The sequence below is a fragment of the Aliiroseovarius sp. genome (assembly GCF_965228805.1).
Taxonomy (GTDB): Bacteria; Pseudomonadota; Alphaproteobacteria; order Rhodobacterales; family Rhodobacteraceae; genus JASBTN01.
Genome location: NZ_CBDDIE010000003.1, coordinates 3658046 through 3678484 on the forward strand (window position 1 = coordinate 3658046; position 20439 = coordinate 3678484).

Genomic DNA, 20439 nt, shown 5'->3' on the forward strand with positions numbered 1-20439 from the left:
GCTGTGTGAGCTTCGTCCTAGGGTATAACGCAGAAGAGGATCGCCATTTCTGACGACCCTCCCGCTCTCAGACATGAGAGGCTGAGTGTTGATCTCGGGCGTCGATGCGCTGTTGCAGCCAGTCCTTGATTTCGTCCTCTACCCATCCGACCCGGTTGTGGCCCAGCTTTACCCGCTTTGGGAATTTGCCTGCCGCTTCCAAGCGCGCGATGTGCTGAGGGGAATACAGAACCAACTCAGTCACTTGCCGTTTGCTCAACATTTTCATCGCAGTACTCCTCATGTTGAGGAGCATCGCGATGCCCCAAGGAAAGCCCCAGGGTGGCGCAACTGTAGACTCTCTCATGGGTTGAGGGAAGCCCCTGCTAGCGCAAGAGCTTGAAGATCAGATCGAAGGCCGTTCGCACTACAAACCTTAGCGCCATGACCACCAAATTGATCACCGCACCCAAGATGATCACGAAGCTGGCAATCAAGCCGCAACCCTCCCAGGCAAGATGCGCCCAAGGTAGACATCTGTGATCTCGATACGACTGTGCCCCAGCTCTTTCGATATCCGCGCCCGTGCCTGACGATCCAGCTCATACTGCTCATCAGTCATCAAAGAGCGATCAGGGCCACCATTGAGCGGGCATTTCATGCCTGTCAGCTTTTCATATCGCGCCTGCGCGTACCTGTGCCGAAGACCGTGGGCGCGTCTAATGCCCGCTTTCATCAGCGAGCGCTCATACAGCCGAAGGTGTTCTGCATAGCTGCGCTCTGCGGGAATGAGGCTCCCGTTCTTCGCGACCGTTCGAGCCGCATCCAAGATCAACCGTTGGTGTTGCGACGTAATGGGAATGGTCCGAGGTCGCCCCCCTTTCGTCCAGCTCCCCTTCAACCGAATGCAGTCCTTGAAAATGGCTTCCCTCGGCGTGAACTTCATCGCCTCTTCCCGCCGCAATCCGAAAGCGGCCTGCATCATGACTGACACACGAATGTGACTGTCTCGTATTGCCTGCAACTGTTCTTTGGTCAGAGAAAACGCCTGATTGTGCTGATGATCATCATCGTCATTGATCTCATAGCGCGCGTTGTCTTTGTGGATGACCGATACCTTGTCGATCTTCTGCGCCCACCACCGGAGCCAACTCATCCTGTTTCGCATTGACGCTTTCGCTATCCCTGCATCGCGCCACATCTCAACCAGAGCTTCAACATGCTTTGGTTTGAGAGAGCGTGCGCCCTTCAGCTCAAATCCTAGGCTCTTGAGGTCAGAGGCAATTGCCGTCAGCCCCCGTTGGCGGTTGATCTGTGTCCCAAGTGACCCATCTCGATTGCGCTTCGCAAGGCGCACGAGTTCCATAGTGAGGTTGTCCATCACATCTTCTTTCTTATTGATTTTTGCTTAGTGTTGATGGTCAACCGGCAGCCCGCAGGCTGGACGGTCCGCTTGCGCGGGAATTGACCCGAAGCGGCAAAGAAATGCCGTCTTCGTCGTCCAAATGGACCTAAGCCAGGTCGGAGCCAGACTTAGCAGGGCACGATTACGTGCCAATAGCCAAAGGGCTATTGAATCGATGGGGTGGACCCCTCAGGGCGGTTTGAGATGATCGTAGATCATGAAGGTTCTCCAGTGAAAAAGTGAAAGGTAAGTCTGTGCAAGTCGCACCAAGATAGATGGTAGCGGCTTGCACGGTGACTGGTGAGAAATCTACGTAGAGATAGTCAATATGGCTATGAAATGATCGAAAATGACGCGCGAGAAGATCCTGGTCATTCGTCCGTCATCTGACATTTTGCTCCATGACGGGCTTCCAGCTTAGCCGATCCGCCGCCGTCACTACTTTTTTGTAGTGACGGCTTTACCGTGACATGTGCTTTCAGCACATCGGGGATACCCCACGGAGCTAAAGCTCCTCCCCAAGCGTGGTGCCCACGCTCGCAACATAGTTGCGCAGGCTCAGGAGCTTTTGCCATATATCGTACGCTTTTTCCCAACCCCAAAGCGGCTGTTTGAAAACACTCGGTGAAGGTCAAGAACAAGCTGATCAGCCCCACCTAAGTGGTCCAGTCTGAATGTTAGTGCATGATTGGCCTGGGTTCCATCGGGACGATGGTTTCCGGGGCCGGTGGGCGGTAGCCCAAGGCACTATGTGGCCGTTTGGTGTTGTAGTGCTTCCTCCATTGTTCAATCAGGATTTGCGCCTCCCGTAAGCTGTAGAAGACTTCACCATTGAGCAGCTCGTCGCGGAACCGGGCATTGAAGCTTTCACAGTATCCATTCTCCCATGGTGATCCCGGTTCAATGTAAGCGGTCTTGGCTCCGACGGCTGCAATCCAGTCCCGGACAGACTGTGCGATAAACTCAGGGCCGTTATCGGAGCGAATGAAAGCAGGGACACCACGCAGGATGAACAGGTCCGTCAGCGCGTCGATGACCTCGGTCGAGTTCAACTTCCGCTGCACACGGATCGCCAGACATTCCCGACTATATTCATCCAAGATGTTGAGGGTGCGAAACACCTTTCCATCATCCGTTCGATGATGAACGAAGTCATAGCTCCAGACATGATTGCGATACTTCGGTCGCAGCCGGACGCAAGAACCGTCATTCAGCCAGAGCCGCCCTTTTTTGGGTTGCTTCATCGGTACTTTGAGCCCCTCGCGTCGCCACAGACGTTCGACACGCTTGTCGTTCACCAGCCAGCCTGCATCTCTCAGCAAAGCGGCGATCCGGCGATAACCATAGCGACCATACTGGCGCGTCAGCGCGATCATGTCGGCCACCAGGCGATCTTCGTCAGCACGCCCAACAGGCATCCGTCTTTGTGTGGATCGATGCTGTCCCAAGACACGACAAGCGCGACGCTCTGAGATGTGAAACTGGCTTCGCACATGCTCAACGCAGGCGCGGCGACGCGAAGGGCTCAGTAGTTTCCCCGTGCGGCCTCCGATAGGATCAGCTTGTCCAGCGTCAGGTCGGACACGGCCCGGCGCAAGCGATCATTCTCTTTCTGGAGCCGTTTGAGTTCTTTCAGTTGGTCGGTTCCCATACCGCCATATTGCTTACGCCAGCGGTAAAACGTCTGCTCGGTTATCTGCACCTGGCGGATCGCATCAACTCGCGGCATCCCTTGGCCGCATAGCACCTCAACCTGCCGCAACTTCGTGACAATCTCTTCCGGTTTGTGGCGATTAATTCCCATCTTTGATCCTCCGTTTCCTAACTATAGGGGCGGACCACTTCAGTGGGGGAGGATCAAAGCCATCGAACACAGAGGGTTGACATGCCTGACGTCAACCCCTGTAGAATGCAGTTAGTTTAATGGGAGGATTATTTATGTCTGGAATTACAAGTGCTCTAAATCCATCGGATATGCGTCAGTTTTTGGAAGACCTCTACGAAGGCCCAGTTCGACTCACCGATTTGCAATCCAGACTGCTTTCTGCGGCATCGAACGGTGAAGAAGGAGGACCAACGCCAGAAAAAGATCAAAAAATACAAGAAATTATTTATAACTACGTGCAATCCAAGAAGGGGCAGATCGGCGCAGATCAGGCAGATAAGTTCGCGGCTGTGCTGGCGTGGATTTGCGTGGGCAAAGAACTAGCTAACCTTCTCGCGTCTGTCCCCAAAAGCTCTCTCGACGATTTGATGGAGTATGCTGCCGCAAATGGATATGACGTTACCGTCGCCAAAAATTGACAAGTACCCATGTATCTTGGGGATATAGAAGGGCTGCGCTTCGAGAGCAACCTGATAGACACTTGTCACGAGGGAACAAGCTGCATCACATTTGATGGAGCCCGGCCCCTTAACGTCGTTTTTCACGGCCACACTGATGAGTTTTCCTACGAATACTATGGCATTCATCAGGGGACCGAGGACCGATTAACGTTCGTCGGGCGCGCGCAACAAAAGTTTCGAGCGGAGTTTATCGATTGTCGTGAGAACTCCAAGACATGGGGCAAACGAGCTTGCCTAGAAATCACACCATCAATTCAAAGATGTCTGGTGATACCACCCGGTGTTGCTCACATCTTTGACGGTCTGGAGCGGGTATACACGATCAACTCTTTCAAGAATTTTCTCCCCCCGCCTGACGACTGGTTGAGCGGGCTTGTGGAATGGAACATCGCAGCAGACACCATCAACATCCATAGAAATATTGCTGACGATGAAATCCCAAGAATTCGAACTAATGCACATGCGGCATCCCGCACTTTTTACGAGCTCACGTCTCGAAATATCGAAAAATCAATGGACGGGGTTGTTATCGAGTACCCATTCACACACTCGGTAAAGTTCTCAGACGGGTCAGAGGAGCTTCTCAAGTTCCAAAAGAAAACCGACGACGTGAAGCCGAAACCCAGGCGGCTAGAACTAGATGAATTGATTGGGGTTCACCTAAACCGTAGACTCTTTGTAACCGGTTCAGACGGTGACGAAGCGGGATTTACGACAATGACTTGTGGATTGTTGTCGATCTTCGATCATCATGTCGAGAATATCGTGGAACTAGCAAACAAGAATCCAAACTCTGTAAGACATCTTACGTTCTTCGATGATCCGCAGAGTACGCTCGTTGCAACCGCTACACGAGGGAATCTTAGTTCGACCTTCAGCATCAACCCTTCTTGTTTCTACGATTTGGTACTTCAGCCGGGGGTAACGTTGGAGCTTTCCGGCCAAGTGACCCTTTCCGCAATCCGAATGATTGATGCATAGAAATTGTAGTGCATTTGGCACTTATGATCCCAGCAACAACATCCGGTTTTCAACCGCCCACTCCTGCAACTGTCACCGGCGCAGCCCCAACGAGCTGCTCCACTATTTGCGGCAGATTGCCCGAAAAGAGTATCCTTATGCTCATGTGTTTTTCGCGCGTTGGCACCACCCTAAGACAGTGCCAACAGCAATGAACCTCAACCACTCGTAACCGCCCGACGCTGAAACGTCGCAAGACGGCAGTTCGACAGCTCAATGACGGTAAAGGCGAACGTCATGGGTTCTGCCCTTCTGCCAAGATCCCCATAGTCAGCAGAGGCAGCGCCCCCGCCATGATAGTAGGTGTTATTGGCAACTCGGGTTGTCCCAGTGGAAATACCGGACACCTGACCTGTGACAGTGACATGTTCCCAGGACATTTCCCGCGTCCAAGGATAATTGGCGGAGTTTGCAATCTTGCCGCCAGTCACATTCATCAAGCTCGACCAGCTTTGCCCACGGCAGCGCACAACCGTGCGCGGCAGACCGCCTCGACTATTGAGGCACTGTCCCGTTGGATTGTTCGGAATGCACCCCTGTGCAGCCATCGTTGGACGCCAATGGGCGACATCCAAAACGCCCGAAGTGCGCGCCCGCATCAGACCACCAGCGAACACGGCTTGTTTCCCCCGATGCTGGTTGACGTAGCTTTGCGCCGCTGCGCGGGTAGTGAACTCATTCGGGCCACCATTCTCACCAATATAGAGAATGTCGCCACCAAGCCCGGCCTGATCGATGGCGTTTTGCCAAGACGCCTGCCCTGCACCTCCATCAAACTGAATATCTCCCCCCGGCCCCACCGTGTAGCATCCAGCCAGACCAAGCAGGGCAGCACATATCACTCCTCGCATCGCCATCACCCCTGCTGCCGTTGTTTTTGGCGCTCGGCATGAGCTTTGACGGCCTCATATGAGCCCATCCCCATGTCTGCGAATCCCTTGAGCATCAGCCCCCAGCCAAAGAACGCTACGGGGAAGGCCCAGAGCAGGCCAATGATTGTGAAGCCACTCATGATGCCGATCATCATCACGAAAAAACCTGCCCCCACAGTGAAAAAACCACTGATGACGCGCATTGTGTTACTCCTGTACGAGTGAACAGAATTGCTCATTCTGTTCACCCCGCCAGAAAGGCAGGGATTTCCGATTGCTTACGTCGCGTTTCTTCATGTAGGATTCCTAGGAACATGGCAGAGGCTGGGTTCATGTCTTTGCAATCAAAGACATTTTTTCTTCACCGAACAGAATGAGCAATTTTGTTCGGAGAGACATGGCCAACTCACATCAACGAAAGACTTGCTATGCTGGACGCCAAATCCGCATCAGAAAACAGGCGTGTAGCAATGTCTGCGCCGTCGCTTTTTACCCCTTCAGGACACCGCAAATACCTCGACCGAGAAGAGCGATTGCGCTTTCTTGCCGCAGTCGAAAAACGGCATGGGCCAGAGCGCTTACTTTGTCTCCTGCTGATCTGGTCTGGGGCACGTTTGTCTGAGGTTTTAGCTCTGCGGCCAGAGCACGTATCTTTCACAGAGCGCATGGTTGTTTTTCGCTCACTCAAGAAACGAGGGCAGATTGTGCATCGTCACGTCCCTTTGCCTTTGGACGTGATCCATGAACTGTCCAAGCCCCACGCGCTCCCCCTGCCCTGGGCACGCACGCAAGCCTGGGCAGCGGTCAAGAACATCATGAAAGAGGCAAGAATACAGGGACCACAAGCTTGCCCTCGTGGGCTACGTCACAGCTTTGCCATCCATGCCGTCACAAGCGGCGTTCCCCTCCATCTCATCCAGCGCTGGCTTGGTCACACTCGCTTGGAAACAACAGCGATCTATTCCCAAGTCCTAGGCGCAGAGGAACGCTCAATCGCAGAGAGGATGTGGTAAGCAACCTTTAGATCCCGGCAAAAGGCAAGGAACGCGCCATCCGACTAGCTCACCAAACTTAGTTTTTCGATTTCTTGTCAGCACTTCCTGTCTTCATAGTCGAAGCAACAATCAACTGCATTCGAACGATAGACAGGATTGCAGCGAGGACCAAAACTATACCGTAATAAGTGAACAATAAACCAATTCCAGAAAACGTGTATTTACCCCACTCGACAATCAGAACAAAAATCTCGATTGAATATCCATGACAAGTGGCAAGTCGATCTAAGGCGTCTATCAAGCTCTCAAGCCTGGCAATCTGAAACGCACTAGCGATAAGTAAAGCGGCTACCTGCACAAATACCGCATGACCGATTGAAGCCGCGATAGTTGAGATAGGCGAATAGCCGTTTTCGTCGGCGCCCATAAGCTTCTTCAGCAAATCCGCATCAAGGATAGCAAAAATAATCGCAAAAGCCGCGATTGTGAAACCTGTCAGCGAAGGTAGAACACCTAAAGCTACTTCGCTCCATGAAGCATCGACTATTGATGAATAAGATAAACTTGACAGAATGAATGCGACCCAGAAGTACCACGAAGTCAAAACAGCAGTCGAACCGCCGTAGTGCCTATAGAGTTTTCGTAGGTTCTCGAACATTCTAAATAGCGACGACTATGTCGTCGCACGGCGCTGTTTGATTGCTTTGACCAGGCGGCCAGCCAGTTTTCTGAACATCGTCCGAGTGTCGACTTCATCTTTGTTGTATGTATCTACCACTTTCTCTGGCTTCTCCTTTGTCGTGTGGTCGACTTGCACACCATTCACTATGCTTTTCCCAGTTACTTCACCGTTCTCCGCCCCAACAATCGCTAGCTTCTTAGAACGGTCATTCGGTTTCAACCCCTTGTCATCTTTAGAACGTGTGATCTCGACATACTCTTCACCGTTCTGTTCGCTCAAACGATCTTCGATCCTAGCAGCCAAGTCCCCTGAGATATCATCTGGGTTAGGACGGCGAATGACAATCTTTAGCTCCTTGAGGTTCGGAAGGCCAATGATCCGCTCAACCTCCCCGTAGCTTTTAACAATATCGGCTTCGACACGCCCAAACTTGGATACGATTGAGCTGTGCCGCAACGCTGCCCCGAAATACTTCTCTACAGATCGAGCACTCAAACCCTTTGATTCAGAGTATGTTTCAAAGGCGAGAACATGTGCTTCTTCACTTAACTCAAAGTAAAACGCCGACAGGTTTGGTCGAAGATTATCTGGAATAGAAACTTCATCAACCTTACCCTGCTCAGCGGGTCCAAAATCTTCTAAGTCGAACCAAGAGCCATCGATATCAATTTCGGAGTACTTAGAGAATACACCAAGGCCACTTTCCTTGTGGAATTGGGTAATAGCAATAAAGCTGTCACCGTAGACCTTTATTGCAATTCTTGCCTCAAAGAGCTGTTCAATCAGACCCACATAGTCTCTAGGCTTATCCGCAGGAATGCGAAGATTTACAGCTGATACTTCGATCTTAGACGGGCGGGGCATAAATTGGCTCCTAGGTGTGCTTTTCAATAAGCAAGAGACTTACACACGAAAAAATGGAAAGCCAATATCTGCACTCTCCGAAAAGCCGATATCTGCACTCAGAATCGGCATTTCTCCCAAGCATTCGCGATGTCCTCAAAACACCACTCCCTCTTTCCCCCCGCACATATCGACTTTCGGCTTATGCAGCCCCCTAGCCCACTCGCGAGCTTGAACTTCTGGAACCAGGATTGCGAACGCGGCTTGCCATTGGAGCTCGTGGCTAGCCTGCGAATGTGCCACCCATTCGCCCATTCCTCTCGCGGCTTCTCCACCGATCCCCGATCAGCCAAGTAACCGCGTAAACGTTTCACCACGACTTCGTTTGGGTCCATGTGAAGTTCATCTCGAAACTCGTTGATGACCTCTCTCGCTGCATGCTGCGCTGTTTCTCTTAGAATGTGATCCAGCTCATGTTTCATGAGCACTACTGCAGGTTCCCCGATCAATTTTCCTTCTTTCATTATTCACAAAAAAAGCCGCCAGGAGGCGACAGGGAAAAGTAAGGCATAGTTGCCCCAGCCCGTCAAAACACTTCGGAGGATCTGCCTAAATCTGCATCAAAATGATGGATCGAGTTTGTACATGGTTTGTACATGAGAAAACCTTGACTGAGCGATTGCTTGGTAAGTGTTTGAAAAATATGGCGCGCCCGAGAGGATTCGAACCCATGACCTTCGGTTCCGTAGGCGGATTTGGAAGCACCCCGAGAAATCTAAACTCCGACTAACTTACTGTTATAATTTGATATTTCATAATTTTTCAAACCATTGCATTTGCATTTTTTTGGTTTTTCATGTACAAACTGAGTACATGGGCTGTACATGAAAACAATGAAAAACACTCTATTTTGGCAAAAGCATATTTAACCGACCAGCTTGTAAGATCAGCAAGTTGTGCAACAGGAAAATCTCAGGAAATCATCTGCGATTGCCCTTCTGACCTCGACGGAAAAATCCGAAATGGCTCTATCGCGGGCTTGGGGCTGCGCGTAACAGCACAAGGAGCCAAGTCATTCGTTCACACCTTCCGGTATAATGGAAAGTTCAAGCGCCATGTAATCGGAACACCGGCAAACCTGAATGTGGCATCAGCCAGATTGAAAGTTCAGCAACGCAGTTTAGAGATTGAGCAAGGCATCGATCCGTCCGCGCACCAACAAGTCGATTTTCGGAAGAAACACGGTAAGACTTTGGGCGAGATCATCGACGCCTATGTTGAGCAAAGACTGTCTGAGACGAGCCAGAAAAACCAAGACGAGTTCGCTAGCCTGGTTGCGCCTTGGACACGGGTTCCCCCGAAAAACCCACACCGTGGCGGCACTCGCAAAAAACGCGTTACCTTCGGCGATAAGCTACAAGACGAACTGGTAGACAATATCAAGCCCAGTGATATTGCACCATTCATCGCAGCCATCAGTTCGAACCATGTCGCGAACAAAACCCTCAGGCACCTCAAGTCCCTATTTAACTGGGCGATACGGATGCAGATTATTGACATGCGCAATCCCTGCGACCCGTTCAGAATGCGGAAGATCGTCAAACAACGACGTGACTACACCCCGGACCAAGTTCGAGAAATTGCCAAGCTAGTCTTCAATCCTCCGATGCCACGAGTTGTGAACCTCTCCGGCTTGAAGGGAGAGGAGAAGCGACTGGCGGCTTTGGAGGCGGGCCGCGCTACAGTTGAACATGAGCAAATGCTAGAGTTCTGCGCCTTCATGGGCATTCTATTCCTGACAATGGCACGACCGGCTGAATTGAAGAATGCGAGGTTTGATCACTTCGACCTGGACCGGCTCATTTGGCACAAGCACAACACAAAAGGGATCAAGCTATCTCGGGCAACCTATGAGTACGCTTTCCGTTCTGTGCCTATTCATCCGAAGGTCGCAGACCTCGTGAGATCTCAGCGTATCCGCTGGCAGGAAAGCAACCTACTTTTCCCGAACCATTCGGACCAGACGCAGCCACGCGACAACTTCAAAAGGGGCTTGAAACGATTCAAAGAGCTGGAAGGCATCCCAAGCTACTTTCAGCTCTATGACCTCAAGAGGATGGCAATCTCCATGATGATCTCCGGGGCTGGAGTGCGGCGTGACGCGGTTTCTCACCTAGCAGACCACCGGGGAAACATTGAGACAACCCTCCTCTACGACCTGGGCATGGTCGATCCACTACGACCAGTAACAGAAAGGCTTGGGCAGATCCTAGGCGTAGAATGACCGGAGCCAAAGCTTGCCTCCAACCAGTCCTACTTACTCTGATTTCCGCCAAACACCTTGCAGGGTACAGTTAAACCCGCTTTTCAAGTAAATGCCCGCTTTGTGGTAATCGACCAGGCAAGCGTTTGAATTGATGTTGAAACTTATCTGGCCGCTATCGTGCAGCAACCAGTTTAGATCTCCTCGGTTTCGCTGACCGGAATTGTCAAAGAAGACAAACCTCTCAGCCCTGCCCGCAATGGTTCCCACAGGCTCAGTAGTAAACACCATCTTGGTGTTCCCGCCGTTGTGCCATCTCCAACTCCCGAGAAGGAGAGCGCGCAAATTGGTGAAGCTGCTTCTTTGACATTGCTCAATCTCTCTCACAAACGGGGACAAAGGAATTGTGTAGTCACGCCCAAGGCCGACAATTGCGAGGTTGGTGTGGTGTTTCATCTCACTGAGCGCATAAAGTGAAATCGGGAAACCCACTCCATTCGATATCTGCTCTGCCTCAGCCGGAACCACCGTAGGCCTACGCCCACCACGATTGAACAGCTCAAACGCAAACCTATCCCCAGGCTGTACATCTCGACCAAAAACACTTCTCAAAACCGACCCGGGTTCAAGATAGACCTCAGGAAATGCTCGGTCGCAACGGATGCTCACGGGTAGCTGACCGTCAAATCTAATAAAGGTGCCTGAACGGGGATTAGCATAGGCACCGGAAGGAGAGTTCCCCGCACCAGTCGATGTCGTTCTTACAGCTTCCGGCTCCGGCGGGCGAACCAAGTTGCAACCTGATAGAGCTCTCGATGAACCACTCAGAGAAAACACGGCTTCATGTACGCCATCAGTAACGACAAGCGAAGAGCCAGCGCTTAGCTTTTCAAGGAGGTATTCCGTAACTGGAAAATCGATCACCCCATCATACTTATCCGAACGCAACCCAACTATCACAAGCACTTCACCGCGCCTATCCAAAACCGTGAAGTTCAGGGGTTCGCTCATTGAAAACTGGGAAATATCACGCTGATCCTTTGAGGTAATTCTCCCCAAGGCGGTTCCGTCGCAATGGACTTTGATCTGCACCCCATCTCGATTGGAGACACTGGGATCTCCATCAACATTCCACCATTTATCAAGGTCAGGCTCTATCGTATTGATATCCAAGTATGGGCACCCCGCCCGCACGGCCTTCAGTGCAAGATCTGCGGCACTTGTTCTTTTTGCTTCGTGCCAGCACCCCGCCCGCATGTCATGGACTAACGTGCCGTCCTGACCAGCATAGGCGCACTTGCTTTCAGTCTGATCCAACCATTCTCTTTGAGCCAATAGGATCGGCCCAAACTCATCTTCTGGAAGGGTATCGCGCAAACACTGATAAGCCGAGTTCAACACCCTATCGTGCCGTTCGGTTTCATCAATGACGCAGGCACGAAACTCTGCTGCGGCACCATTCGCTTCCGCGTCTTCCTTGCAGGCCTCGTACTCATCTGAAGGCTGCCCGAAGTACTTTGAAATGTTGAATTCGGGAAGAGGCTCAAAAAGTGGAGCACCGGAGATTTCCTCCCAAGCTTTAGCAGCTTCCCCATTTTCTTCTGCAAGCACAAAGTCACGAAAGCGCCGCCACTGATCCTTTCTGCCAGTATCGCAAAAAGAAACGCCGTCGAATGTTTCGGCACCCGCAAGCCAACGGTCTAGATCTTCGCGCTGAATTTCATCACATCTTCGAAGGTCCCGCCTAAAGTGGTACTCTTCATATTCCGCTTCTGTATCAGGAAGAAGGTCTCGGCACTTTTGTGGGGTGAGAGGGCCGTTCTTTAGGAAATTAAGAAGACTACGCATTGTCTTGAACTGCTTGCTGACTCCGTTGTTCGCCAATCCAGAAAGCTTCGTCGCTCCAGAAACTTGCAAAAAAGTCACAGCTGGTGAGAGGATAATGCACGCACTGACAAAATGTTCTGGCGGCTCGTAACTCTGAGCATTGACACTTTTTGGTGAAAAAACAGAAAGTTGCGCAATGATTGAAATCATCACCGTTCTTGCAATAGGGTTTGCCATAATATTTTGTACCTACCTGTATTTGAACTTTGAGTACTTCGTCCCAGGCCTGCCTAAAGATGATGAGCCATCTTCTGCGAAGGTCCTATGGCACGGCTTCTTGATCTCATGCTTAGTAACCGCTCTTCTTGCAGCTTTTCTGCTAGTGATTTGGGTCAAGGATTTTCTCATTCTCAAAGTTGTTGGAAGCCTCTAGGAGCACCGAACTGGCTCCGTTCCCAAATTGTTGGAACATGAAACAAGCAGCCCTAGATTTGCTCATTTTGTTCCAGCATGTAAATTGCACTTTCCGTCGCGGATGGGAACTCTCCGAAGCCCTAGCAACTCATTGAGTTCAGCCTCAAACATCTCCACAGCTTTCTCCATCTCTTCCAAATACGAATGCCGATTATAAACCGCCGCCACGCCGGAGATTGTCCCGCTGGCGTGATTGAGGAGCTTCTCGGTGACGTGGATCGGCGTTCCAATCCGCGCATGAATTGTAGAGAATGTGCGCCTCAGATCGTGCAGCGTAAAATGGTCGATCTCAGTAGCTTTCAGCAAAGAGCGTTGCGCCCGAGACCAGCCGTTGAACGGGGCATCATTGAACGGGGTGCCAAATACAAAGGTGCTCCCCCCTTCAATGCTATGCAGCAGCTCAAGGGCCATGCTCCCAAGGGGCACAACATGCTCTCGTTTGTTCTTGGTACGCTCAGGCGGCAGTACCAATTGGTCATCATCAATTTCAGACCAACGCAGGTTTGCGATCTCCCCCTTTCGTTGCCCAGTCAAAACCAACAACGTCACAATGTCATTGAACCGGCCACGGTTCGCCATTGTGTAAGTCAGCAGGGTTTTCAACTCATCGTCTGAGAGAACCCGCTCACGCGGCGCTTGCCGGTGAGGTCGCTTGAGCGCTGCCAGTGGATTGCTGGTGATGTACTGCCGCCGCACCGCCCAATTGAAGAACACTTTGAAGGTGGTGAAAGCATAGTTCTGGCTGGAGGGGCTTTGGGTGTACTTCTCGATGGCGCGGATCACTTGCCCTTGCGTGACATCGCCAATCGCTCCCTTGAAGGTGATGTGCCCCAAATAGAGCTCATACCCTTTGAGGGTGTTTCCACGAAGGCGCTGGCGGCAATCGGCAAGATAAGCATCCCTGACCTTCAAATAGTCGTGGCTCACCGACGCGGACACATCTTCTTCATTCGCGAGCAACTGGCGCGCCAGCTTACGAGCATCCGCAAGTGAGAGATCGGGGTATCGCCCTAGCGTCTTTCGTTTGCGCCTTTTGGCACCGCCCAGGTAGACAAAGAATGACTTCCTTTTGGGCGAACAGCGCATCCCAAAATTCGGCATCTGTGTATCGAAGCAATCCACCTGCCCAGAGGCAGGATGGGCCATTTTCTTGACGGCAAGTTCGGTGAGCTTGGTTTTCATTTTAGGTACACTTTAGGTACAGGATTCGAGAGTTACTGGGCGGATTTCAGTGTGATGCTATGTTCAGCCAAATTCTGATTTATGTTATATTTCATAGGCTTTTAGAGCACCTATGTCCACCCATGAGAAACCAGGACATACAACTGTTAATCAATTGGTCGTAGGTTCGATCCCTACCGCCGGAGCCAAAAGTTTCAAGGGCTTAGAGAGAAATCTCTAGGCCCTTTTACTTTCTTAGTCTCTTTTTAGTCTCCTAAATCACAGTGTTTTGAAGTGATTTTCTATGTTCAGCTACGAGCAGAACACTCATCCCAAACAGCCGGAAAAGGTCTGTCACTGACCTTTTCGGGGGATCAGATTGAGTTCCAGGTTTGAGATGCCCCAATGTGCCCTGAAGCCCTGTGAGTCGCGCAGCACTTTGTAAGCGCGTTTCTTCTGCGCTGTGCTGGATAACGAACTGTCAGATCTTGAGGCTGGACTCGTGCGTTCGCACTCCATTGCGTAGAAGCGATAGCCCTTCTGCCCGTCCCGATCATGTTCAATCCCATAAAGCGCATCAGGAATGATGTGCGTGCTGCGTCCGCCTAGGATCACCGGCACGGCAAGCGGGTTCTTGGCTTTCCGAGTCGCATCAGGCGCACGAGCCAAGATTTCATCTACGGGCACGAAGCGTTGGCCCTCGGTCGCTTGTGCTGACAGTTCGATTTCCAGCAGCTCTTCAATGATCATCATCGTGTGCAGAAACTGCGGACTATAAGACTCGCGCGAGCGGCGGGAGAAGGTCACAGCACGAGGCGAGAGCGCGCCAAGCGCCTCCAAGTACCCTATCCCCTTAGCCGTGATCTCATAGAGCATCGGTGTCGCCCTAGCGTCGAACAATGGCGCTTGAATCTGGGGCCGATTGAGATAGCCAGTTTCATGAAAGAGATCACCCAACCGCTCGACAAAACGTTTCTCTGATTTGGGCTGAAAGATCCGCATCAAGTGATCCTGGCGCAGGTAGCGATACCGATAGAGCCAGCCCAAAATCTCCTGATCACGAGGCGTCAGACTCAGACGCTTACCGCGCGGGCTGCGTTCAAATCGGTTGCGCCGCCCCAGACTGTCCTTTGCTACAGCCATGGCATCGGCTCGCCATTATCCTGCGGCGGATCGGCTTCAGGTTCATCGCCTGGCCTCTCTGCGGCCTCCTGCGCTCCCTCCCGCAACTTGGAGTGATGCACGGCATAGCGGGCGCGCATTTCACTCAGCAAAGCCGCGTAGTCAGCATCACTCATACGAGAGCTGTTCTCCATCAACCCCGGCACAATGCTGATCGACAGGGCACGTTTGGTTTGCCCCTTGATGAATGCCGCAAAGTTGAGCTTTTCCTGTTCTGTGATGAACGCGGCATCACAACGTAGATCGTTCGACAGAGCGCGAGCGTCTTTAGCCGACACCCCACCAGCAAACTTGACCGCAGTGTTGGCAGAGATAGCGTCCTGCAAGCGAGGCTCAAGCTGGCCCAAGAATTGATGCGCCAGCACCATACCGACATTGTACTTGCGTGAGCCGCCCCATCTGACTGGTCCAGGTTGATAGTTAGTGCATGATCGGCCTGTGTTCCATCGGGATGATGGTTTCGGGTGCCGGTGGGCGATAGCCCAATGCACTGTGAGGTCGTTTTGTGTTGTAGTGTTTCCTCCATTCTTCGATCAGGATCTGGGCTTCATGCAGGGTATAGAAGATCTCCCCGTTGAGCAGTTCGTCCCGGAACCGGCCATTGAAGCTTTCACAATATCCGTTCTCCCATGGGCTTCCCGGTTCGATGTAGGCAGTTTGAGAGCCGACGGCTGCGATCCAATCCCGAACCGCTTGTGCAACAAACTCGGGGCCATTGTCGGAACGTATGAAGGCTGGAGGGCCACGTAGGATGAACAGGTCGGTCAAAGCGTCAATCACATCTGTCGAGTTCAGTTTGCGCTCCACCTTAATCGCCAGACATTCGCGGCTGTGCTCATCAATGATGTTCAGCGTCCGGAAGACCTTGCCGTCATCTGTCCGGCAGTGAACGAAATCATAGGACCAGACGTGGTTGCGGTGCTCCGGCCGGAGCCGGATGCATGATCCGTCATTCAGCCAGAGCCGCCCTTTCTTTGGTTGTTTTAGTGGAACCTTCAGCCCCTCTCGCCGCCATAGCCGTTCGACACGACCATCACTAACCCATTGCCCGGCAGGCGCATGCGCAGCATGCTGCCGAGAGGGGGCCAGCCTGCCTCTCTGAGCAAGGCCGCGACCCGACGATAGCCGTATCGACCATACTGCCTGGCCAACTCAATCATGTCGGCCACCAACCGATCCTCATCGGCTCGGCCTCTCGGGGCATGCCTCTGCGTCGAACGATGTTGCCCCAGTACCCGGCAAGCTCGGCGTTCAGACACTTTGAACTGGCCGCATACATGATTGATACAAGCGCGACGACGAGCGGGGCTTAGGGGCTCCGCCCGTTCAGGGCTGAAACGGTCTGATGACCGTTTCCGGGACGCCCCTCACTCCCTTCGCAGCTTCCTTCAGGATCAGCTTGTCCAAGGTCAGATCCGACACAGCCCGCCTCAGTCGATCATTCTCCTTCTGAAGCCGCTTCAGTTCCTTCAATTGATCCACGCCCCTCTCGGCAGATTGCTCCGCAATCACCTGCCGGCAACGCATTCCGCCGTATTGCTTGCGCCACCGGTAATAGGTCTGTTCAACAACACCGATCTGTCTGATTGCATCCAGACGGGGCATGCCTTGCCCCATCAGCACCTCAACCTGCCGTAACTTCGAGACAATCTCTTCGGGCTTCGGTCGCTTGTTTGCCATTCTTGGTCCTCCGTTTCCTAAACATAGCGGTGGACCAGTTCAGTTGGGGAGGCTCAGTAGCGGTTGGATCCGCAAGGACGCCTGTCCTTTTTCGTGTCCGGTTGCAGCCTCAAGGGCACCTATGTCTGTGTGTGATACCCGAAATCCCAGGTAGAGATGGCGGGGTTGCTCCTCGGACGCCCCATCTGCCTGCATGACGAGTTGAACCATCGGATCGGGCTCTCGGGATATTTGCTACGCAAATACCCTGCCGGGCAAAGCTCAGCGCCTGCACATGTCCGCCGTCTTCTCGCCAGCTTCCCGCTCCTCGATCATTTGAATGACCTGTTCGACGATGACTCTCGTCTTCATTGGCCCGTCCTTCAGTTGACCGGACCCTACACAGTCGCGCGCGCCGTGCCCTGCCCGCCCGTGATCTGTTCTGCCAGCTCGCGATAATGCCCCCGCATCGGATCGGACTTGCGCCAGACCATGCCGACGCGGCGGGCAGGCGCGGGGCCGTTGAAACGCGCGACCGACACGCGGGCTGCACGTGTTTCGGCGTCGACCGCCATCTCCGGGATCAATGTGACACCGAACCCTGCTTCGACCATCCGCACCAGTGTGGTCAGCGAGCTTCCGTCCAGGGTCTTCTGCCGCACGCCGGTGGAGGCGCTGATGCCGCAGAAGGAGAGCGCCTGGTCGCGGAAACAGTGACCTTCCTCCAGCAGCAAAAGCCGCCGTTCCGACAGGCTGGCCGGGTCCGGCACCGGCAGGCTGTCTTCGCCCTCGGGCCGGATCAGCACGAAGCGTTCGTCGAACAGGTCGGCCTCCTCCAGGTTGGGCTCGGACACCGGCAGGGCCAGGATCGCCAGGTCGAGCCGCCCCTGCCCCAGCTCCGCCAGCAGGGTCGAGGTCATGGTCTCGCGCATGCGGATGTCCAGCTCCGGGTGGCTACGGGCCAGGTCGCCCAGCAGCCCGGGCAGCAGGTAGGGCGCGATGGTGGGAATGACCCCGATGCGCAAGGCCCCCGACAGCCGCCCCTGCGCCGCGCGGGCCAGGTTTTCCAGCTCGTCCACCGATTGCAGGATACCCTCGGCCCGTTCGAGCAACTCCGCCCCCAGCCCAGTCAACCGCACGGCGCGCGGTTCGCGTTCAAAAAGCGTGCAACCCAGCCGCTCTTCCAGCTCCTTGATCTGCACCGACAGCGCCGGTTGTGACACCGCCGAGGCCTCGGCCGCCTGACCGAAATGCCCGTGCTGCGCCACCGCCTTGAAATAACGCAACTGTCTGAGAGTAATATTTGCCATAGGAAATCCTTATCATCCCCATCCGAAGATGCAATTTCCTTTTATCAAAATCACCGCCTAACCTGAGGGCAGTGAATTTGACCTCTGGAGGATAGCCAAATGGATGGAAACAACGTGGGCAAATGCCCGGTCGCGCACGGGGCGACCAATGTCAGCATGCGCTCGAACGACGATTGGTGGCCCAATCGCCTGAACCTGCGCATCCTTCACCAAAACTCGGCCAAGTCGGACCCGATGGGCGGAGATTTCAATTATGCCGAGGCGTTCAAATCCCTCGACCTGAAGGCGCTGAAGGCGGACCTGACCGCGCTGATGACCGACAGCCAGGACTGGTGGCCTGCCGATTACGGCCACTATGGCGGGCTGTTCATCCGCATGACCTGGCATGCCGCCGGCACCTATCGCACCGCAGATGGGCGCGGTGGTGGTGGCACCGGGCAGCAGCGGTTCGCGCCGCTGAACTCCTGGCCGGACAATGGCAACCTGGACAAGGCGCGGCGCCTGCTCTGGCCGGTGAAACAGAAATACGGCAATGCGATTTCCTGGGCCGACCTGCTGATCCTCGCGGGCAATGTCGCGATCGAAAGCATGGGGGGGCGCACCTTCGGCTTCGGCGGCGGGCGTGCAGATGTCTGGGAGCCCGAGGAAGACACCTATTGGGGGGCCGAGGCGGAGTGGCTGCAGGCCAGCGGAGGTGAAAACAGCCGTTACTCCGGCGAACGTGACCTGGAAAACCCGCTGGCTGCCGTGCAGATGGGGCTGATCTATGTGAACCCCGAGGGGCCGGACGGCGACCCGAATATCCTCGCCTCGGGCCGTGATATTCGCGACACGTTCGGTCGCATGGGCATGAATGACGAGGAAACCGTGGCACTGGTCGCGGGTGGTCACACCTTCGGCAAGGCGCATGGCGCAGGCGACCCCGCGCTGGTGGGTGCCGAACCGGAAGCGGCCCCCATCGAACAGATGGGTCTGGGCTGGATCAATGAACATGGCTCCGGCCATGGCGACGACACCACCACCTCGGGCATCGAAGGGGCCTGGACCGCGAACCCAACCCAATGGGACAACGGTTATTTCGACCTCTTGTTCGGTTATGACTGGAACCTGACCAAGTCGCCCGCCGGGGCCTGGATCTGGGAGCCCGTCGGCGTAACGGATGAGGACAAGGCGCCGATGGCCCACGACCCCGCGCGCAAGGTGCCGACCATGATGACCACCGCCGACATGGCGATGCGCATGGACCCGATCTATGGCCCGATTTCCAAGCGGTTTCACGAAAACCCGGATGAGTTCGCCGAAGCCTTTGCCCGCGCCTGGTTCAAGCTGACCCACCGCGACATGGGCCCGCGTGCCCGCTATCTGGGCGCCGAGGTGCCCAGCGAGGAACTGGTCTGGCAAGATCCGATCCCGGCGTCCGAGACGGACCTGTCCGACGCGGACGTGGCCGCCCTGAAACGCGCCGTTCTGGCCTCGGGCCTGTCGGTGTCCGACCTGGTCAAGACCGCCTGGGCCTCGGCCTCGACCTATCGTGGTTCGGACCATCGCGGCGGCGCCAACGGGGCCCGCATCCGGCTGGAGCCGATGCGTGGCTGGGCGGTGAACGAGCCTGAAGAGCTGGCTCGCGTGCTGTCGACGCTGGACGCGATCCGCGCCGATTTCGCCAAACCGGTGTCCATGGCCGACCTGATCGTGCTGGCGGGTGCCGCAGCGGTCGAAAGCGCCGCCGAGGCGGGCGGTCACGCGGTCAGCGTGCCGGTCAGCCAGGGACGCGGTGACGCCACCGACGCCCAGACCGATCCCGAAGGTATGGCGGTGCTGGAGCCCGAGGCGGACGGGTTCCGCAACTGGCAACGCACCGAGTTCACCATTTCGCCGGAAGAGATGCTTCTGGACCGCGCCCAACTCTTGGGCCTGACCGCACCTGAGATGACTGTTCTGGTCGCCGGTCTGCGGGTTCTGGGCGCCAACCACGGCGGCAGCCCCCATGGGGTCTTTACCGACCGTGTCGGCACACTCTCGACCGATTTCTTCACCAATCTGCTCGACATGGGCACGGCGTGGAGTGACGGTGGCGACGGCATCTATGAAGGGCGCGACCGGGCCAGCGGCGCGGTGAAATGGACCGCCACGCGGGTGGACCTGGTGTTCGGCTCGAATTCGCAACTGCGTGCCCTGGCTGAAGTCTATGGCCAGGCGGATGGCGGCGCCAAGTTCGCCGCCGATTTCGCCGCCGCCTGGACCAAGGTGATGGAAGCAGATCGCTTCGACCTCTGACAGCAACGGCGCCGGGCGGTGGTAGGCCCGCCCGGCGCTCCTCTTTCATCTTTCCACAAATTCCTGGGGTGAGGCCGTCAGGCCGAGGCAAGCGGGCACATTCAGGTGCCCGCGTCGGCTGTCAGCGGTTTCAGAGAAACCGCG

At 54.5% G+C, this 20439-nt stretch carries 17 protein-coding genes and 1 pseudogene; 5 read left to right on the forward strand and 13 right to left on the reverse strand.

The window, feature by feature from the left end; all coding sequences use genetic code 11:
• Nucleotides 1-67: 67 nt before the first annotated feature.
• The 3 genes from ACO07D_RS19095 to ACO07D_RS19105 form a co-directional block, all read right to left on the reverse strand.
• Nucleotides 68-268, reverse strand: coding sequence for a helix-turn-helix transcriptional regulator (locus tag ACO07D_RS19095; RefSeq protein WP_421704512.1), 201 nt, complete (start codon nucleotides 266-268; stop codon nucleotides 68-70).
• A gap of 204 nt (nucleotides 269-472) precedes the next feature.
• Complete coding sequence (locus ACO07D_RS19100; RefSeq protein ID WP_421704513.1) at nucleotides 473-1360, reverse strand: phage integrase N-terminal domain-containing protein; 888 nt, start codon at nucleotides 1358-1360, stop codon at nucleotides 473-475.
• Between the two features lie 701 nt (nucleotides 1361-2061).
• Nucleotides 2062-3188 (reverse strand): IS3 family transposase gene (locus tag ACO07D_RS19105; RefSeq protein ID WP_421702160.1). Its coding sequence is split into 2 segments (ribosomal slippage): nucleotides 2062-2924 and nucleotides 2924-3188, totalling 1128 coding nucleotides; the frame shifts between segments, so codons are not numbered across the junction.
• A gap of 134 nt (nucleotides 3189-3322) precedes the next feature.
• Between ACO07D_RS19105 and ACO07D_RS19110 the strand changes: the two genes are divergently transcribed.
• Nucleotides 3323-3688, forward strand: a complete 366-nt coding sequence (locus tag ACO07D_RS19110; RefSeq protein WP_421704514.1) for a hypothetical protein — start codon at nucleotides 3323-3325, stop codon at nucleotides 3686-3688.
• Nucleotides 3689-3697: 9 nt separating this feature from the next.
• Nucleotides 3698-4711 carry a hypothetical protein gene (locus tag ACO07D_RS19115; protein ID WP_421704515.1) on the forward strand — a complete coding sequence of 338 codons (1014 nt, stop codon included), beginning with the start codon at nucleotides 3698-3700 and terminating at the stop codon, nucleotides 4709-4711.
• 197 nt (nucleotides 4712-4908) lie between these two features.
• On the opposite strand, the gene ACO07D_RS19120 is transcribed toward ACO07D_RS19115, so the two are convergent.
• Nucleotides 4909-5607, reverse strand: a complete 699-nt coding sequence (locus tag ACO07D_RS19120) for a hypothetical protein (RefSeq protein ID WP_421704516.1) — start codon at nucleotides 5605-5607, stop codon at nucleotides 4909-4911.
• Nucleotides 5607-5825 carry a hypothetical protein gene (locus ACO07D_RS19125; protein WP_421704517.1) on the reverse strand — a complete coding sequence of 73 codons (219 nt, stop codon included), beginning with the start codon at nucleotides 5823-5825 and terminating at the stop codon, nucleotides 5607-5609. Before ACO07D_RS19125 ends, ACO07D_RS19120 begins: the two co-directional genes overlap by 1 nt.
• 267 nt (nucleotides 5826-6092) lie before the next feature.
• Here ACO07D_RS19125 and ACO07D_RS19130 point away from each other — a divergent pair, with 267 nt between their 5' ends.
• Nucleotides 6093-6635 carry a tyrosine-type recombinase/integrase gene (locus tag ACO07D_RS19130; RefSeq protein WP_421705075.1) on the forward strand — a complete coding sequence of 181 codons (543 nt, stop codon included), beginning with the start codon at nucleotides 6093-6095 and terminating at the stop codon, nucleotides 6633-6635.
• A gap of 58 nt (nucleotides 6636-6693) precedes the next feature.
• Here the strand turns inward: ACO07D_RS19130 and ACO07D_RS19135 are convergent, their stop codons facing one another.
• Together ACO07D_RS19135 and ACO07D_RS19140 are read right to left on the reverse strand one after the other, a co-directional pair.
• On the reverse strand, nucleotides 6694-7275 hold the full coding sequence (locus ACO07D_RS19135; protein WP_421704518.1) for a hypothetical protein: 582 nt from the start codon (nucleotides 7273-7275) through the stop codon (nucleotides 6694-6696).
• 15 nt (nucleotides 7276-7290) lie between these two features.
• Nucleotides 7291-8163: a DUF4747 family protein gene (locus tag ACO07D_RS19140; RefSeq protein WP_421704519.1), complete on the reverse strand. Its 873-nt coding sequence runs from the start codon at nucleotides 8161-8163 to the stop codon at nucleotides 7291-7293.
• Between the two features lie 835 nt (nucleotides 8164-8998).
• Between ACO07D_RS19140 and ACO07D_RS19145 the strand changes: the two genes are divergently transcribed.
• Nucleotides 8999-10426: a tyrosine-type recombinase/integrase gene (locus ACO07D_RS19145; protein ID WP_421704520.1), complete on the forward strand. Its 1428-nt coding sequence runs from the start codon at nucleotides 8999-9001 to the stop codon at nucleotides 10424-10426.
• Between the two features lie 33 nt (nucleotides 10427-10459).
• On the opposite strand, the gene ACO07D_RS19150 is transcribed toward ACO07D_RS19145, so the two are convergent.
• The 6 genes and pseudogenes from ACO07D_RS19150 to ACO07D_RS19175 form a co-directional block, all read right to left on the reverse strand.
• Nucleotides 10460-12469 (reverse strand): lysozyme inhibitor LprI family protein, encoded by a 2010-nt coding sequence (locus ACO07D_RS19150; RefSeq protein WP_421704521.1) that lies wholly within the window; start codon nucleotides 12467-12469, stop codon nucleotides 10460-10462.
• Nucleotides 12470-12727: 258 nt separating this feature from the next.
• A complete protein-coding gene (locus ACO07D_RS19155) occupies nucleotides 12728-13888 on the reverse strand; it encodes a tyrosine-type recombinase/integrase (protein ID WP_421704522.1) in 1161 nt (386 codons plus the stop codon).
• Nucleotides 13889-14221: 333 nt separating this feature from the next.
• The gene (locus tag ACO07D_RS19160; RefSeq protein WP_421704523.1) at nucleotides 14222-15010 is read right to left on the reverse strand and encodes a replication-relaxation family protein; all 789 of its coding nucleotides are present in this window, start codon (nucleotides 15008-15010) and stop codon (nucleotides 14222-14224) included.
• Nucleotides 15001-15375, reverse strand: coding sequence for a hypothetical protein (locus tag ACO07D_RS19165; RefSeq protein ID WP_421704524.1), 375 nt, complete (start codon nucleotides 15373-15375; stop codon nucleotides 15001-15003). The genes ACO07D_RS19160 and ACO07D_RS19165 overlap by 10 nt, the downstream gene beginning before the upstream one ends.
• A 94-nt stretch (nucleotides 15376-15469) precedes the next feature.
• Nucleotides 15470-16729: pseudogene (locus ACO07D_RS19170) on the reverse strand (IS3 family transposase).
• Between the two features lie 377 nt (nucleotides 16730-17106).
• Nucleotides 17107-18018: a LysR substrate-binding domain-containing protein gene (locus ACO07D_RS19175; RefSeq protein WP_421704525.1), complete on the reverse strand. Its 912-nt coding sequence runs from the start codon at nucleotides 18016-18018 to the stop codon at nucleotides 17107-17109.
• Nucleotides 18019-18117: 99 nt separating this feature from the next.
• Here ACO07D_RS19175 and katG point away from each other — a divergent pair, with 99 nt between their 5' ends.
• Nucleotides 18118-20295: a catalase/peroxidase HPI gene (katG, locus tag ACO07D_RS19180; protein ID WP_421704526.1), complete on the forward strand. Its 2178-nt coding sequence runs from the start codon at nucleotides 18118-18120 to the stop codon at nucleotides 20293-20295.
• Nucleotides 20296-20439 lie beyond the last annotated feature (144 nt).